Raw genomic sequence first — 17,568 nt, 5'->3', positions numbered from 1 at the left:
TTAAGAAAGTGTTAACACTATTGTTAAAGATTTTCTAACTATATCTGGAAAATTATATCTTCCAAAATTATTGAAAACAAATACATTTTAAAATGAAAATTACATCATCAAAAAACAAATTATTACTCTTATCATTTGCATTTGTTTTGGGATTAGGGATCCAAAACATGGAAGCACAACGTAAGAAAAAGAAAAAATCAAAAAAAGGGAAAACGGAGCAAGTAGATACTGCTAAGAAAGATTCCAAAGAAAAATCGATTGAAGAGCTCACCAAGAAAAGTGAAAAAATAGAAGGATTGTTTACGATCTATAGAGACACTATTGATGGAACTACCAAAATGGTGATTAAAAAAGATCAAATTGGAAAAGAGTTTATTTATTTCAGTCAAATTTCTGATGGCGTACTAGAAGCGGGTGCTTTTAGAGGTTCATACATGGATAATAAAGTTTTTAAAATCGAAAAACATTATAATAAAATTGAGTTTATAACTCAAAATGCTTCTTATTATTTTGATGAAAATAGTGCTTTATCAAAATCCGCTAATGCCAATATTAGCGAAGGAATTATGGCAAGTTTAAAAATCGAAGCTTTGGACGAAGAAAAAGGATTGTATCTAATAAAATCAGACGATCTATTTCTTAAAGAGACTTTTGAACAAATAAAAATGCCGAATTTCCCTGGGCAATCACCTTTTGCTTTTAAGCTAGGTTCTCTTAGTAAAGAGAAAACTAAAATTAAGATGATCAAAAATTATCCAGAAAATCTGAACGTAAACAGTCATTATGTATATTCTAAATCAAACATACTTAATGGAGGCTCTAGAGCTGTTACGGATGGTAGAAATGTGACAATTAAGGTAGAGCACAGTCTTATTGCAATGCCAGAAAATGATTATAAGCCAAGATTTGATGATCCCAGAATTGGTTATTTCTTTACACAGGTGACTGATATGACTTCTGCAAGCCCAACACCTTATAGGGATTTGGTACATCGTTGGAATTTAGTTAAAAAAGATCCAAGTTTAGCAATTTCCGAACCAGTACAGCCAATTGTTTGGTGGATGGAAAACTCCACACCAGTAGAATTTAGAGAAACCATTAAAGAAGCTGTTTTAGAATGGAACAAAGCTTTTGAAAAGGCAGGTTTTAAAAATGCAATGGTTGTAAAATTACAACCTGATGATGCAACATGGGATGCTGGAGATATTAGATATAATGTACTGAGATGGACATCTTCTCCAATACCTCCTTTTGGTGGATATGGACCAAGTTTTGTGAATCCAAGAACAGGTGAAATTTTAGGTGCAGATATTATGTTAGAGTATGTATATCATACAAATCGTGTAAAATATGATCGATTGTTTAACCTAGCTATAAGCGATCAAGATGAGGAGAATAATTATCCAACTATGATGAAGGATAAACATACATATTGCTCATATGGTCATATAATGCAGGAAAACTCTTTATTTGGTCAAGCTGCTCTTATTGCTTATGGAGCAAATGACAATGAAATGGAAGGTATGAAAATGGAAGCTATGAAGGAATTAGTAATGCACGAAGTTGGTCATACTTTAGGATTAAATCATAACATGAAAGCAAGTCAGTTGTTCTCTCCAGAAGAATTAAATAATCCGGAATTTATTAAAGACAAATGTCTTACAGGATCTGTTATGGATTATACTGCAATTAATGTCACAAATGATAAATCAAATCAAGGACAATATTTTTCTACGACAGTTGGACCTTATGATAAATGGGCTATACAATATGGATATACTCCAGTAAGCTCGGATAAAGAGCTGGAAAAAATCGCTAGTCAATCTACGAAACCTGAACTAATTTTCGGGAATGATGCAGATGATATGCGCTCTCCAGGAAAGGCAATAGATCCAAGAGTAATGATTGGTGATATGTCTAATGATCAAATAAAATATTCTATCAACAGAATGGAATTAGTGAATAATATGATGGGCGAAATCAAACTGAAGTTTAGTAAAAAAGGAGAGTCTTATCAAGAACTGAGACAAGCTTATTACCTCCTGAGCGGTCAATATGCTCAAGCAGGAAATGTTATTTCAAGATTCATTGGTGGTGTATATGTTGATAGAAGTATGGTAGGGCAAGATGCAAATGCCAAACCTTTTACACCTGTTAGTTACGAAGATCAAAAAAGAGCAATGAATGCTTTAAAAAAGTATGTGTTTGCCTCAGATGCTTATAAGACTCCAAACGATCTTTATAATTATATTGCTATGCAACGAAGAGGATACAACTTCTTTGGAGGTCCAGAAGATCCTAAAATTCATGATCTTACACTTGGGTTTCAAAAAAGAGTACTAGATCATATTTTACACCCTAATACTTTACAAAGAATTACCGATTCTGAATTATATGGTAATGAATATAAATTATCAGAGTTTATGACAGATCTAAATAATGCTATTTTTCAGGCAGATGCTGCAAGTTCTGTAAATACTTTTAGACAAAATTTACAATTAGAATATACCAAAAGGCTCATCCAAGTTATTTCGATAAATAATGCTAGAGGTCCTAAATACACTTATGCATCGAAATCAATGGCATTATATAATCTAAAACGAATCAGGTCGATGGTTTCTAACGGTACTGGAGACAAACTATCTAAAGCACATAAAGACCATATAAGAACTTTAATTAATAATGTAGTAGAGGATATTAAATAACAGATATTACATATCACTGTATTAAGAGAAGGTTGATTTTTATAAAAATCAACCTTTTTTTATTATAGATAATTTAGAAAAAACAGGCATATTTTTTTAATTCATCAAAAACGATTCGAATAGGTCACGTTCGTAAGCAATTATTACAACTTAAATAGTAAGTTTATATTCCAAAAATTAGAATTTTCAATCTAATCATTACATGAAAAAAACAACCTTACTCATTAACTGTCCGGATAAAAAAGGGATCATAGCTACAGTAACTAATTTTATCTTATCAAAAAAAGGAAACACAGTCTATATTGAACAACATGTTGATAGAGAATTAGGAGAATTCTTTATGAGATTAGAATGTGAATTTGATCAAGATGAAGAGAAACTAGCTTTATTTAAAGAGTCTTTTAATAAAGAAGTAGCCTATAATTACAATATGCACTGGGAAATGTATAATGCTGAGAAAAAACCTAAAATGGCACTTTTTGTTTCTAAGTATGACCATTGTTTATATGATATTCTGGGAAGACACGCTTCTGGAGAGCTTCAGGTAAAAATTCCAATCATCATAAGTAATCATTTAGATCTAAAACCGATTGCAGATAATTTTAAAATCCCTTTTAAGCATATTCCTGTTAACAAATCGAACAAACAACAAGCCGAAGCAGAACAAATAGCTTTATTAAAAGAACTTAAAATTGATTTCATTGTTTTAGCAAGATATATGCAGATCTTATCTGAAAATTTTGTGGATCAATTTCCCAATAAAATAATCAATATTCATCATTCTTTTTTACCCGCTTTTCCTGGTGCTAAACCTTACCATTCTGCCTATGAACGCGGTGTGAAAATAATCGGAGCTACCAGTCATTATGTGACTTCTGATCTCGATGAAGGACCAATAATTGAGCAAGAAGTGGTTAGAGTATCACATATTCATAATGTACAGGACTTTATCTTAAAAGGACGAGATCTTGAAAAAATAGTTTTATCCAGAGCCATAAAACATCATATAGAAAGAAAAGTATTGGTATACAATAACAAAACCGTTATTTTTTCATAACTCAAATATATCATTAGTGTTTGCAAACCTGTATCCTTCTTTTTCTAACTGAATTCTTTCTTTGTTACTAGGATCCATTAAAGGATTAGAATGATTAAAGTGAATAAAAATAATCTTTGATTTAACTTCTTTAGATTCATTTTTAAATAATTCGATACTCTCTTGAATAAAAGGATGCGGAACCTCTGCCATAGGTCTAGGTATTTCTCCTTCTTTAAAAAAAGTAGCATCTATGAAAGCATAATCCACTTTTTTCACTTCATCTACAATTTTCTTTTCCCATAAAGTCCATTTATTAATATCAGGAATAAATAATCCAGACTTAGATTTTCCATCAATTCTATACCCAACTGTTTCAGAAAATTCATCTCGGTGCGGCACAAGGAATGGTGTTATTTTAATATTTTCTGTCAAGTCTACCGATACTTCATGTTCCAATGGACGTAGTACAATGTTTTGTAAGTCCACTAATTGCGACCAGGGGCCATTGCTTTCCAAAAATAATTTCATTTTAGGCATTGTAAAAACCTGAATATCTTTTGATCCCATTGCCTCTCTACCAAAATACATAAGCCCAGTATAATGACCAATGTGAGCGTGGGTTAGAAATACACCATCAATAATGGGAGTTTTATTTAGATATATTGCGTCTAGCATAGCCAGTTGTTCAGGTAAATCTGGTGTAGCTTCTATCAAAAACTTTTTTCTCTCTTTTTGATCTACAATTCCTAAACAAACAACAAGTTCTTTGCTAATATCACCTTGGGCAACACCTACGAATTCGTCTGTATTATTAATATGTGGATACCCTCCATCTTGGGCAATTCCCAAAATAGTTATGTATTGTTTTGGATCATTAGGCCCAAAAGATCTCCCTTTCATCGAATCTTCACTATTTTTGCAGGAAAGAATTGAAATAGATAGTATGAAAAAAATTAACTTTGAATTCATATAAAATCATTACAATCTCAAATCTAATAAGAAATTATGAAAAGAATTTTTTTACTGTTAGTTATATTTCAACTTTCAAGTTGTGCAGAACTACAACAAGTAATAGAGAGCCTTCCTCAAGAAACTACAGGAGCAATTGGTCTTAGCAATATTGACATAGGGAATGGTTTAAGAGAAGCTTTAGACAAAGGAATCGATAAACAAGTAACTAAACTTACCCAAAAAGATGGTTTTTTCAGAAATGAGTTAGTTAAAATTGTATTACCAGAAGAATTAAAAAAGGTAGATAAGACATTAAGAGATATTGGTCTTGATAATCTAGCAGATGAAGGTTTAAAAGTTCTTAACCGAGCTGCCGAAGATGCTGTACAAGAAGCTACTCCAATTTTTGTAAATGCAGTAAAACAAATTACATTTAACGATGCCAAACAGATATTACTAGGTAACCAAGATGCTGCCACACAATACCTAAAAGGTACTACCAAATCTGCATTGTATTCTAAATTTAATCCTGTTATTAAGAACTCTTTATCTAAGGTAGGAGCTGATCAAGTTTGGTCAAACATTATTAATAAATACAATACGATTCCTTTTACTAGTAACGTAAACCCGGATCTTACAGACTATGTTACTAGCGAAGCTTTAGAAGGTGTATATACCATGATTGCTGTAGAAGAAGGAGAAATTAGAAATAAACTTAGTTCTAGGACAACAGATTTATTACGTAAGGTATTTGCCCTACAAGACAGAAAATAATAAAAGTAAGAAAGAATAGACTTACAATCCATACACTTTATCTAACCTAGTGTTGGTTTTAACGATTTTTTTATTTTTCACAAAAACTCATTTTTTTGTACTTTTTTTTATCATAATAATACATAATATTTGTTTTAATTAAGAATAACAAAATTCACTTCTTGTCGCAGATAAAATATTCTTAAAAAAAGACAGCTATTTTCATTAGCTCACATCATTGTAGGGGTGTTTTTATTACGGGATTAGCGTAATTTTGGGCCCGATTTTAAAACGCCCTCAATGAAAAACTTAATCAAACTTAGCATAGCTATGGCTATGCTAGTATGCTCTGGACTTGCCCAAGCTCAAGAGAAAACGATAACTGGAACGGTTATCGACCCATCCGGAATTCCACTTCCAGGAACAAATATTTTAGTTAAAAAGACGAACAATGGAGTTCAAACCGACTTTGATGGAAATTATTCTATTGAAGCTACTACTGGCGATATACTTATATTTTCTTATGTAGGTTTCGAAACTCAGGAAATTACTATCACCGGATCTACCGTAATTAATGTTACGTTAAAAGATAATGTAGAAGGATTAGATCAAGTTGTTCTAATAGGATATGGTAGTTCTTCTAAAAAAGAGATTACCACTAGTGTCTCGAGTATAAGAGCTAGTGAAATTGCAGATATCAACACTCCAAGTATTCAATCGCTAATGACTAGTAAAGTTACTGGTGTCCAAATAACTCAACTTTCTGGAAGGGTAGAATCCGGTATAAAAGTAAGAATTAGAGGTATCTCTACTGTTGGTGCTTCTCAGGAACCTTTATACGTTTTGGATGGAGTACCGCTGATTAATGATGACGAGTCTATAAACAATTCTCCAATCAATCCTTTAATTGGACTGAATCCTAACGATATAGATTCTATTGATTTCTTAAAAGATGCATCTGCAGCTGCTATATATGGTGCTAGAGGAACTAATGGAGTTATTATCATTACTACCAAAAAAGGTAAAGCAGAAAAAACTAAAGTTACCTTAAATACAGCATCAGGATGGAACTTTGCTACTAACAAAAGAGAATATTTAGATGCTGAACAATATGTAGAATTTTATACCGAAGCTGCTCTTAATGGTGGACTTTCTTTAAGTGAAATTGAAACCAAATTTGATCAATTGTCTCTAGGTAACGATTGGAGAAACAATGAAGTGGATACAGATTGGCAAGACCTCGCTTTGGTAGAAGGTATTACTCAGGATATAGATTTATCAGCTTCTGGCGGAAGTGAAAAAATCACCTATTTTGTTTCTACATCATACAATAAGACAGAAGGTATTATACTAGGAAATGAATTAGACAGATATACATTAAGAGGTAAAGTTGATGCAGCTATTACTGAAAAATCAAAAGCTGGAGTAAACATCAATATCTCTAAAGTTACGATTGATCGATTATCTAATGACAATGCATTTATATCACCACTTCAATCTATCGGTCAGTCTCCCTTAACACCCGCTTTGTTAGAAGATGGAACAGCCAATGTAGATGGTAATTCTACACTGTTTCAAAATTTTCTAGGACAAGAACAAACAGGAAGATTTGTTACTGACATCTGGAGAACCACAGCCAATATGTATGGTGATTTTTATATCAATGATTATTTAAGGCTTAAATCCGAAGTTGGTTATGATGCTAATAACCAGAATGCGGAACGATTCTCTGGAAGTTTAACTGAATTTGCTTCGGCAGGTGGAGTTGGTACTGTAAGTAATGCAATTACAGAAAGATATATTTTAACAAATTACTTGACTTATAAACGTACGTTTGGGGATGCAGTAGATTTTTCTGCTACACTAGGAGGAAGTTTTGAAGAAACCAACCGTAAAAGTCAATTTACAATAGGACAAGGATTTCCTTCGGATGATCTACAGACCTTAGACAATGCAGTATTAATAACGAACGGAGGTTCTAACAAAACTAAATATAACTTCTTATCATATTTTGCCAGATCACGTTTTTCCATTGCCGAAAAATATCTATTCAATCTAAGTATTCGTCGTGATGGTTCTTCTCGATTTGGTGAGGACTCACAGTTTGGATGGTTCCCTGCTGCTTCTGCTGCTTGGATAGTTAGTAATGAAAGATTCTTAAGTAATTCTTATTTTTTAAGTAATTTAAAATTAAGAGGAAGTTGGGGTATTACTGGAAATGCAGAAATTGGAGATTTTGCCAGTAAAGATCTTTATGGTGTAACTACCTATAATGAAAGGCTTGGTGTTTCACCAATTCAATTAGGAGATAATGAATTACGTTGGGAAAAGACAACCCAGTATGACTTAGGAGTAAATTTTGGTTTGTTTAATGGTACAATTTCTGGTGAATTTGATTACTATAATAAAACCACCAATGACTTATTATTCAATCAACCATTACCAGGTACTTCTGGTTTTACCTCTATTGTTAGAAACATTGGAGAGATTGTTAATAAAGGATTCGAAGTAAGTCTTAATGCAAGAATCATATCTAAGCCTTCATTTACCTGGAACGTAAGTACACTATTTACTCAAAACAAGAATGAGGTAACAGATCTACCAAGTGGTGATATCATCGATGGAGTAAATATTATACGAAAAGGTGAAACTATTTCCTCTTTCTATCTATATGAGTACGCAGGTGTTAATCCATCTAATGGAGATGCTTTATTTTATACTAATACATTAAATGCAGACGGTTCTTTAGATAAAACAACTACAAATAGTATTTCTAAAGCAAGTAAAATTGTAGTAGGAAATCCATTTCCTGAGTATCAGATCGGGTTTACAAATACTTTAAAGGTAAACGATTTTGATTTTCAATTCACTTTTCAAGGAGAATTTGGAGCTTCCATTTTTGATCAAGCCGGTAAATTCTCTTCTGGAAATGGTAAATTCTTTGACAACCAAACCATTGATCAATTAGATAGATGGCAAAATCCTGGTGATATTACCGATGTTCCACAAGCCAGATTAAATCAAGAGAATGGACAAGCGGATTCTACTCGTTACCTAGACGAAGCCGACTTTATAAGACTTAGAAACATTACGTTGGGATATACAATTAATCCTATTTTCTCTAAAAGATTTTTCTTAGAAAAAGTAAGATTCTATTTCAGTGGTGTAAACTTACTTACCATTACTGATTATGATGGATATGATCCTGAATCTACAGCAGATTTTAACGGAAATTCAGGAGTAAGAACAGGTACCTCTTTTTACTCCGCACCACCAGCAAAAACATATTCACTAGGTATAAATATTGAGTTTTAAAAACAGGTTTTTAAAATTTAGTACTAACCTAAAAGTCAAAAAAAATGAAAACATACATAAAAATTATACTAATCTTTACTCTTACAATTGCAAACATCGGTTGTGAGAACAGACTAGACACTGACCCGGATCAATCATTAACAACAGATGACGCGTTCGATACTCCCGAGAAAGTAACCAACATTCTTATTGGAGCATATGCACAAGCGGGACAAGCGGCTAGTTATGGTGGTCAACTATATACAATCGCCGAATTGCTAGGAAATGATCAAGAATTAAAATGGAACGGAACATTTTCTGATCCTGGAGAGTTTAACAACAAGGTGATCAACACTAATAATACCTTTGTCGCTAACTTATGGTTAAATGGATATGACATCAGTAATCAAGCTAATATCGTCTTAGACAACCTAGATGTTTTTGAAAATCTGGATAGTAAAAATTCGGTAGAAGGTCAAGCTAAGTTTTTAAGAGCAGTAACCTATTTTGATTTATTACGTTTTTTCTCTAAACATAATAACAACAGACTAAATGACGGCGAACTGGGCGTACCTATTATAAGAACACCAGTAATCCAATATGAGGATATTACTTATCCATCTAGAAATACAATTGGAGAAGTATATGATTTCATCATCAATGATCTAGAAGATGCGATTGTATTATTACCTGAAACCAATGGTGTTTTTGCATCTGTAAATGCTGCTAAATCCTTATTAGCAAGAATCCATTTACAGATTGGTAATTATGAACAAGCTAGAGATTTATCTAATGAAGTAATACAATCAGGGCGATTCGCTCTAACCGAAACTCTTGATGATGCCTATAATAATGATGACAACTCTACTGAAGACATCTTTGCTTGGCAAGTAACAGATTCTGATGGTGCCAATAGCATGAATACATTTTGGGCTACGGACAGATTCGGCGGAAGACCTGGAAATCCAGATATCTCTATCGAAGATGCATTTTTTGGAATATTTGATGACTTCAATGATCTAAGAGCAAGTTACTTTTATGTAGATTCAGAAACAGGATCTGGGATAGCATCTTATAAATGGATATTCGGAAACTCTAACATTCCATTTATCAGATTACCAGAAATGCATTTAATACGTGCCGAATCTAATTTTGTCCTTAGTACTGCAGTTGGAGCGGATCCAACAAGTGATGTAAATCTAGTACGTACTAGATCAAATGCTTTTGCGCTAACAGATGTAGCTTATGTAGATATTATATTAGAGAGACTACGTGAATTATCTTTTGAAGGACACAAATTACATGATTTTAAAAGATTAGAAGTTTCTGTAGGAGCTTTACCATTTGATGATGATAGATTAGTGTTACCAATACCACAAAGAGAAAGAAATGTAAATCCTAATCTGGAGCAAAACGACGGATACTAAACACAATAAATTATTTGATTAGCCATAAAAAAGGATAGTGTATATGCAATTGCACTATCCTTTTTTAATATTGTATTAAACAAACTTAACGTAGTCTTAAGAATCATTTAGAATCCTAGCTAATACTTTTGTAAAAAAGAAAAAGAGAGAGTATATGTTCTATTGGACTAAAGACAAATCTAATCTTGATAAACTACAAAAACGATATTGTAGGCTAATGAAAAACGCATATAATCTTGCGATTAAGAATAAAGAAAAAAGTGATCTTTTACACGAGGAAGCAAGCAAACTTTTAATCGAAATTAAAAAACTACAGCATCAGTCATAAGATGAATGTATTTGACATTATAGAGAGAACCGATTCAAAAAGGATAAGGATTCTTCATTAAAAATCTCTGGCTGCTCTACATTTACAACATGTCCAGAGTTCTTAACCACAAAGAGATTAGAAAATTCATGTAAAGAAACAATTTTTTCTATAGATGGTAAAAACAGATAATCTTCTTCTCCCATTACATAAAGTGTAGGTATTTTTATATCCTTATCTCTAAAAAAACGTAGTAAAGGATTTATCTCAGAAGTCAGCCGAAACCAACGAATAAACTCTTTTTGATATAACTTTTTAGCTTCGTTTGCAAATAATAATCTCGATTGCTTATGATTCTTTTTAGGCATGATAATAAATGCAAAAAACTTATACAAAAACATATATGGAATCACTGATTTAAACACAACTCCTAATTTCATAAGGACCTGAGATCTAAAGTTTAATTTCATTATTGCCCCCCCCATAATCATACTATCCACCCGATCTGGATATTTCTCAGCAAGATTTCTGATTAAAATGGTACCTAGTGAGATTCCTATAAAATGAGACGATTCTATCTGTTCATGGTCTATAACTTCTAGAATATCATCTGTTATAAAATCAAAAGTGTATTTAAAGTTAAAAGCATCTTTAATTGCTGGTTTAGATTTACCATGACCTCTTAAGTCCAATAATAGCACGTTATAATGCTTTCTAAACTCTCTAACCTGTTTGAACCATATAGAAGAGCTTCCGCCTGCTCCGTGAACAAAGGTCACCCATTTGGTATTATCTGGATGGCGATATATAGAATAATTAAGCATAGACTGATTGATGACGTAAAGATAACCACTTCTTATACAGTTTAAGAAGGATTAACAGTATTTAATGTATTGTTCAATGTATTAGTTTTCATGAAGTGATCTAAAATAAGTAAATGCTTTAGCCAATCGAGACCCATACCAAGAAAAATATTCCCCATCTACCAAAAGTGTTTTAACTTCTTGCACTAATTTAGTCATTTCTTCCTGGTGTTCTTCAGAAAAAGGAAAAGGCTCTGATGACAACAAGATAAAATCAAGATTAGATAAGGTGGCTAGATCTTCTTCTGGAATATCAGGATATCGTTCTTGATTACCGAATACATTTATAAAACCATTTATCTCCAATAAATGATGAATAAATGTTCCTTTTCCGGCCACCATCCAAGGTTTTCTCCAAATAAAATAGGCAACCTTCTTTTTTGGTTTGTTTTGTATAAATTCAGAAAACTCTTTTGCTTCTAGTTTAATTTTATCTGTAAGCTTTTTTGCATTATTTCTTCTGTCAAAAATTTCGCCATATTGACTGATTAACTCCAGTGACTCTCCTATGGTAGCAATGTCTGAAACATGTACAGAATAATTTTGTTCCAATGTTTCGACAATCTCTTTGGTATTTTCTTCTTTATTACATAAAATGATATCCGGATTTAATTCTTTGATTCTTTGTAAGTGTATACTTTTTGTTCCTCCGACGACAACCTTTTCCTTTCTTATTGTATCTGGATGCACACAGAACTTAGTAACTCCAACTATAAAATCAGACAAACCTAAATCAACCAAAAGCTCTGTCTGAGAAGGCACCAATGATATTATTCTTACAGGAGTAGAAACTAAGGTAATTTTTCTATCTAATTGATCTATATAAATCATACTTTAATTGAGACTAGCTACAATACTAAAAAAAACACAACTTTCTAAAAATTAAACATTTAAATCTAATATTCTCTAAAAAAACCGTATCTTATAAGAAGAAATATTAATTTAAAATTTTGGGGCTATGAATTCAATATTACTTAACATTATTATCTATGCTTGTTTAGCGTTTTTTGTAATTTTCATCACGTATGGACTTATAGGATATGCAAAACAAGTATTTAAAGCCAATAGACGCTAGTTTTTAATTTTAAAAACTACAGCAAAAGGAGATTACAAGTAATCTCCTTTTGTTATTTTCTTGCATCTAATATTTCTTCCATTTGTAACTGAAGCTCTTTTGCTTTTTCGCCAGCAACGGTATCAAAATCCAATCCATCAGAAGCATAGATGATTCCTCTAGATGAATTAATTAATAGACCAATCTGATCATTTATACCATATTTACATACATCTTGTAGATTTCCACCTTGCGCTCCAACTCCAGGAACTAATAAAAAACTATCAGGAATAATCTTTCTTATATCCGCCAGGTATTCTGCTTTTGTAGCTCCAACCACATACATCAAGTTATCTGCGTTTTTCCAGCCTTTAGAAGTCTCTAATACTTGCTTATACAATTCTGTCCCATCAACCATTTTAGTCTGAAAATCGAAGGCTCCTTGATTAGAAGTCAGCGCAAGCATAATCGTATGTTTGTCTTCAAAAGCTAAAAAAGGTTCTATAGAATCCTTACCCATATAAGGAGCTACGGTTATAGAATCAAACTCTAAATCTTCAAAAAACGCTTTGGCATACATAGAACTTGTATTACCAATATCACCTCTTTTAGCATCCGCTATTGTAAACACCTCAGGATGATTCGTATTTAAGTATTGGATAGTTTTTTCTAAAGACTTCCAACCTTTTAGACCATAAGCTTCATAAAAAGCTATGTTCGGTTTATACGCAACCGCTAGATGATGCGTAGCATCAATGATTTTTTTATTGAATTCGAAAATAGGATCTTCTGTCTCTAATATATGTTTTGGTACTTTGTTAAGATCCACATCTAGACCTACACATAGAAAGGATTTCTTTTTCCAAATTTGATCAACAAGTTGCTTAGTCGTCATTCTTAGTATAATTTGCGTTATATAAACTATTCTTTTCCATCGACATAATCCTGTAAGTAACTATATCGATCCGTAAGCTTACCTGATTGAGTCATTCTGGCTCTTTCTAATACTCCATCAATATCATTATTAAAAAAAGCTGGTATTACGTGCTCCATAAACATCGTTCCAAAACCTTCACTCGCATCTTTTGGCAACTCGCAAGGTAAATTATCCACTGCCATTACCACAATAGCTTTTGGATCTTTAAAATCTACTTCTTCTTCTCTATTAGGATGATATCCATAAATCGGATCTGCTATGGTAGATGATCTTATCGTTGTAGCGACGGGTCCATCGATATCACAAGAAATATCAGCAACGACCTTAATTTTAAAATCTTTGGATTTTGCATCCTCTCTAGTATAAATATAAGGTGCGCCATCACCAAAAAAATGACCTGCCATATACACATCACTTACTTTGGCAAATCTCATAAAGTCGCTATCATACTCCTCTGGATTATCATAAAAATCCTTTTTATCTAATAACTGACCGTCTTTTCGTTTGTTATAATCCAATACATCAATCTGGGTATATACAGCTTCATCAAATTCTGTATTTAGATATTCATCTACAGAAACTTCTTTGATTCGCATTGCGTCTAAAATCTCTTTAGCTCCACTCCCTACTTTACCATTTCCTGTAAGAACAATTTTGATATTTGGTAGATTAATTTTGGACAACTCTGCTTCTAGAGCTTTTTGATCTGGTAAAGTTTCTGCTTTCGGAAGCGTAAAACTTTCGTTTTTTAGTCCAAACGCTCTAAAACCATTATACGCACCTACAATACCTGCATATCTTCCAAAACCTATTAGTCTCCACCCTTTTTGATTTACGATAACCTCATGATCATATAGTTCTATGTTCTTATCTAAAATCGCTTTTAGCAATTTTCTATTATAAGGTTGCTTTTTTATCGTATGTGAAAAGAAAAAGTATTTTTTATTCGGAATTAATGCTTCAATCGGAACTTCTTTTACACCTAATAACACCTCGCAATCAGATATGTCATTAGTTATTTCTACACCTACATTTCTATACGCAGCATCATCAAAAATTCTAATATCAGAGCTTTCTACCATAAAAGATGCCTCAGGAAATTTAGACATGGTGTCACTAAGTCCGTTTGGAGAAAAGACTACCCGACGATCTGGCGGGTTTTTACGCTCTTTAATTATTCCGAATGTAGTCATATAGGTTTGGTATGTATTTTGTTTATTTAAAAGCGCGGCTAAGATATGACAAATATGATTATCTTTGCCAACCATTTTGGTATTCTAACTAGGGTAATTTATGTCAAATTAACTTTAAATGAATACCAATTACATAAATATCGGGGTCGACTGGTTTTGACAGCGAGATTAATAGAGTGGTAAGCACGTCGAGCGCTGAGATACAGCTCGTAAATATCATATTTCACCTTTTTTAAACGGCGAGAATAACTACGCCCTAGCTGCATAATCCGAATTATAGTAGGATAGTGCCTCGGTCTACTAGGTAGACAAGCAGGATACTCTTCAGAAGCCTTGGTTTATGGCGTTTGGTTTTGAGTATCGTAAAAATAAACCTAGAAACTATAGGATCTTGATATAGTTTCGAAATCAATTGAGAATAAGGGGTGCGTTGGCGGTTTTTGGCCGGCAATCCCACGAAAATCTAAACAAAAACTAAGCGTGTAGAAAGCTATTGTATTACTTGTTTGGACGAGGGTTCGAATCCCTCCGACTCCACAGAAAACTCCCGAATCAATAATGATTACGGGAGTTTCTATTTTTGGTCGACAATTTAGTCGACAATATTGTCCTTTTTTTATTTTAAACCAAGTGATTAAAAGTTTAATTCTCAATAGCAGATTATGATTTATGATTCGCTTTGTTGTAAAGTTCCGCTATCCTATATGATGAATGACCTTATTAGCAATCCCACTTAATTTTCTGTAGTCTAACAGCATTTAAGATAGCTAATAAAGCTACTCCTACATCTGCAAATACCGCTTCCCACATTGTAGCTAAACCACCTGCTCCTAAAATCAATACAATAACTTTGACACCAAAAGCTAAAATAATATTCTGCCAAACTACTTTGCGTGTAGAACGACTAATTTTAATGGCTCTCACTACTTTTGATGGTTGGTCTGTTTGAATAATGATGTCTGCGGTTTCTATTGCTACATCACTACCTAAACCACCCATTGCAATACCAACGTTACTTACTGCTAAAACAGGTGCATCGTTAATACCATCACCTATAAAAGCTACTTTATTTTCAGGATTCTTCTTTAAAGATTCAACTTCGTTTAATTTATCTTCTGGTAGTAAACCACCTTTAGCATTTTCAATATTCAACTCTTTAGCGACTTGTTGAGTTATAGAATCTTTATCACCAGAAAGCATCATAATATTTTTAATACCTACTTTATGTAAATCTGTAATTGTTTCTTTTGCATCCTCTTTTAATTCATCTGCTATTACTACATAACCTGCAAATTGATTATCGATTGCAACTAATACTATCGATTCTACAATAGATTCCGTTTCAGTTGGAACATCAATACTATTAGCAATCATTAAGGCTTTGTTACCTACTAAAACAGTTTTACCGTTTACTATACCTTTTAATCCTTTACCAGCAATTTCAGAAACTTCTTTTGCTTCATAGCTATTTTCAGTTCCTTTATATACCATTATGGCTTTAGCAATTGGATGCGTGGATTGTTCTTCCATAGCCATTAAATACTCCATAAAATCTGATTCATCCCAACCAATAGTCTTTATTTCCTTGACTTTAAATACACCTTTGGTAACTGTCCCAGTTTTATCCATTACTAATGTATTTATCTTGGTCATAGCGTCTAAAAATGAAGCACCTTTAAATAAAATACCATTCTTTGAAGCTACACCTAAACCACCGAAATATCCTAAAGGGATTGAAATTACCAGTGCACACGGACAAGAGATTACCAAGAATATTAATGCTCTATATAGCCAATCTCTAAACACATAATCATCTACAAAAAAGTAAGGTAGGAAAGTAACGCCAATAGCTAAAAACACTACAATTGGTGTATATATGCGAGCAAACTGTCTAATGAATAATTCTGTTTTAGATTTACGTGCTGTAGCATTTTGAACCAATTCTAATATTCTGGCAATAGAACTATCTTCAAACTTGTTGGTTACCTCAACTTCAATAACGCTTTCTAAATTAATACTACCTGCAAATACTTTTTCATCTTTTACAATAGTATCTGGTTTACTTTCGCCTGTTAAAGCTGATGTATTTAATGATGCCTTTGATGACAACAACTTTCCATCTAAAGGAATTTTTTCACCTACACGAATTTGAATTTTCTCTCCAATATTTACATTATCTGGGGAAACATTTACATAATCACCATCACGATAAACATTAGCTTCTTTCGGTCTAACATCTAATAACGCTTTTATATTTCCTTTTGCTTTATTTACTGCCGAATTTTGAAATAACTCACCTACTGCATAAAATAGCATAACTGCAACTCCCTCTGGATATTCACCAATTATAAACGCACCAATAGTAGCTATAGACATTAAAAAGAACTCTGTAAAAACATCACCCTTTTTAATACTATTCCAACCCTCTTTTACTACTGGAAAACCTACAGGTAAATATGCTATACTGTACCAAACAATACGAGTCCAATTCTTAAAAAAAGAAACATCAAAATAATCTAATCCTATTCCAATGATAAGCATTGTAAAACTTATGATTGCAGGTACATAGGTTCTAAATGAACTGCTATTTCCGTGGTCGTGGTTGTGACCATCATCGTGAGAATGTTCTTCTTCAGATTGTGGTTTTAAATCTCTTAAATTGACTTTCTTTTTTTTCATTTGCTCTCTAATAGCTTTTCAATATCACTTGGAATAGACATACGTTCTAGTGGTGGTACGTTTGCACCACCTGTATTGCCAAGTGGAACGTGGTCAATAAATGATTTCCAACCACCAACAAGTAACCTAATAATTTGACCGAATACTTCTTTAGTATCTTTTTGTCTTAATCCAAATTTTAGCATTAGCCAATGTGAATAGGTATGTTCTATAGGGTAAGATTGCCCTATTATATGACTGCGCTCTAAATGATACCAAGCATTACCATACTGTTTATTTTCTAAACATAAACTGTATAGTTTTAATTCTTCGTTATAAGCCTGTTTAAGATGTTTTGGTATTTTAGTATTAAACTTCATATCCACT

13 protein-coding genes and 1 other RNA gene are annotated in these 17,568 nt (G+C 32.7%); 7 read left to right on the top strand and 7 right to left on the bottom strand.

The window, feature by feature from the left end; translation table 11 throughout:
• Positions 1–92: 92 nt before the first annotated feature.
• Together J8L88_RS12605 and purU are read left to right on the top strand one after the other, a co-directional pair.
• Entirely contained in the window at positions 93–2,705 is a 2,613-nt protein-coding gene (locus tag J8L88_RS12605) for a zinc-dependent metalloprotease (RefSeq protein ID WP_211060901.1), read from the top strand.
• 202 nt (positions 2,706–2,907) lie between these two features.
• Positions 2,908–3,762: a formyltetrahydrofolate deformylase gene (gene purU / locus J8L88_RS12600; RefSeq protein WP_027395430.1), complete on the top strand. Its 855-nt coding sequence runs from the start codon at positions 2,908–2,910 to the stop codon at positions 3,760–3,762.
• On the opposite strand, the gene J8L88_RS12595 is transcribed toward purU, so the two are convergent.
• Positions 3,757–4,644 carry an MBL fold metallo-hydrolase gene (locus tag J8L88_RS12595; RefSeq protein ID WP_211060900.1) on the bottom strand — a complete coding sequence of 296 codons (888 nt, stop codon included), beginning with the start codon at positions 4,642–4,644 and terminating at the stop codon, positions 3,757–3,759. The two genes, purU and J8L88_RS12595, sit on opposite strands and share 6 nt — an antisense overlap.
• Positions 4,645–4,749: 105 nt before the next feature.
• Between J8L88_RS12595 and J8L88_RS12590 the strand changes: the two genes are divergently transcribed.
• From J8L88_RS12590 to J8L88_RS23775, 4 genes are all read left to right on the top strand, one after another.
• Positions 4,750–5,469, top strand: a complete 720-nt coding sequence (locus J8L88_RS12590; RefSeq protein ID WP_027395428.1) for a DUF4197 domain-containing protein — start codon at positions 4,750–4,752, stop codon at positions 5,467–5,469.
• A gap of 279 nt (positions 5,470–5,748) precedes the next feature.
• Positions 5,749–8,763 (top strand): TonB-dependent receptor, encoded by a 3,015-nt coding sequence (locus J8L88_RS12585; protein ID WP_211060899.1) that lies wholly within the window; start codon positions 5,749–5,751, stop codon positions 8,761–8,763.
• Between the two features lie 44 nt (positions 8,764–8,807).
• Positions 8,808–10,169, top strand: a complete 1,362-nt coding sequence (locus J8L88_RS12580; protein WP_118386901.1) for a RagB/SusD family nutrient uptake outer membrane protein — start codon at positions 8,808–8,810, stop codon at positions 10,167–10,169.
• Between the two features lie 154 nt (positions 10,170–10,323).
• Positions 10,324–10,497, top strand: a complete 174-nt coding sequence (locus J8L88_RS23775) for a Lacal_2735 family protein (RefSeq protein WP_108801552.1) — start codon at positions 10,324–10,326, stop codon at positions 10,495–10,497.
• A gap of 17 nt (positions 10,498–10,514) precedes the next feature.
• Here the strand turns inward: J8L88_RS23775 and J8L88_RS12570 are convergent, their stop codons facing one another.
• The 4 genes from J8L88_RS12570 to J8L88_RS12555 form a co-directional block, all read right to left on the bottom strand.
• Positions 10,515–11,300 (bottom strand): alpha/beta fold hydrolase, encoded by a 786-nt coding sequence (locus tag J8L88_RS12570; RefSeq protein WP_027395425.1) that lies wholly within the window; start codon positions 11,298–11,300, stop codon positions 10,515–10,517.
• 81 nt (positions 11,301–11,381) lie between these two features.
• Positions 11,382–12,170, bottom strand: coding sequence for an ABC transporter substrate-binding protein (locus J8L88_RS12565; protein WP_211060898.1), 789 nt, complete (start codon positions 12,168–12,170; stop codon positions 11,382–11,384).
• Positions 12,171–12,466: 296 nt separating this feature from the next.
• A complete protein-coding gene (gene pyrF, locus J8L88_RS12560) occupies positions 12,467–13,288 on the bottom strand; it encodes an orotidine-5'-phosphate decarboxylase (RefSeq protein WP_108801549.1) in 822 nt (273 codons plus the stop codon).
• A 26-nt stretch (positions 13,289–13,314) separates the two neighbouring features.
• A complete protein-coding gene (locus J8L88_RS12555; protein ID WP_211060897.1) occupies positions 13,315–14,523 on the bottom strand; it encodes an NAD(P)-dependent oxidoreductase in 1,209 nt (402 codons plus the stop codon).
• 142 nt (positions 14,524–14,665) lie between these two features.
• On the opposite strand from J8L88_RS12555, the gene ssrA reads away from it, so the two are divergent.
• Positions 14,666–15,063: a transfer-messenger RNA gene (gene ssrA / locus J8L88_RS12550) on the top strand.
• Positions 15,064–15,243: 180 nt separating this feature from the next.
• Here the strand turns inward: ssrA and J8L88_RS12545 are convergent.
• Together J8L88_RS12545 and J8L88_RS12540 are read right to left on the bottom strand one after the other, a co-directional pair.
• Positions 15,244–17,202 (bottom strand): heavy metal translocating P-type ATPase, encoded by a 1,959-nt coding sequence (locus J8L88_RS12545; RefSeq protein WP_118386905.1) that lies wholly within the window; start codon positions 17,200–17,202, stop codon positions 15,244–15,246.
• Positions 17,199–17,561: a DUF3703 domain-containing protein gene (locus J8L88_RS12540; protein WP_118386907.1), complete on the bottom strand. Its 363-nt coding sequence runs from the start codon at positions 17,559–17,561 to the stop codon at positions 17,199–17,201. The genes J8L88_RS12545 and J8L88_RS12540 overlap by 4 nt, the downstream gene beginning before the upstream one ends.
• Positions 17,562–17,568: the final 7 nt, after the last annotated feature.

The sequence above is a fragment of the Aquimarina sp. MMG015 genome (assembly GCF_018100855.1).
GTDB classification, from domain to species: Bacteria; Bacteroidota; Bacteroidia; order Flavobacteriales; family Flavobacteriaceae; genus Aquimarina; species Aquimarina latercula.
This window is presented reverse-complemented; position numbering and strand designations above follow the sequence as displayed.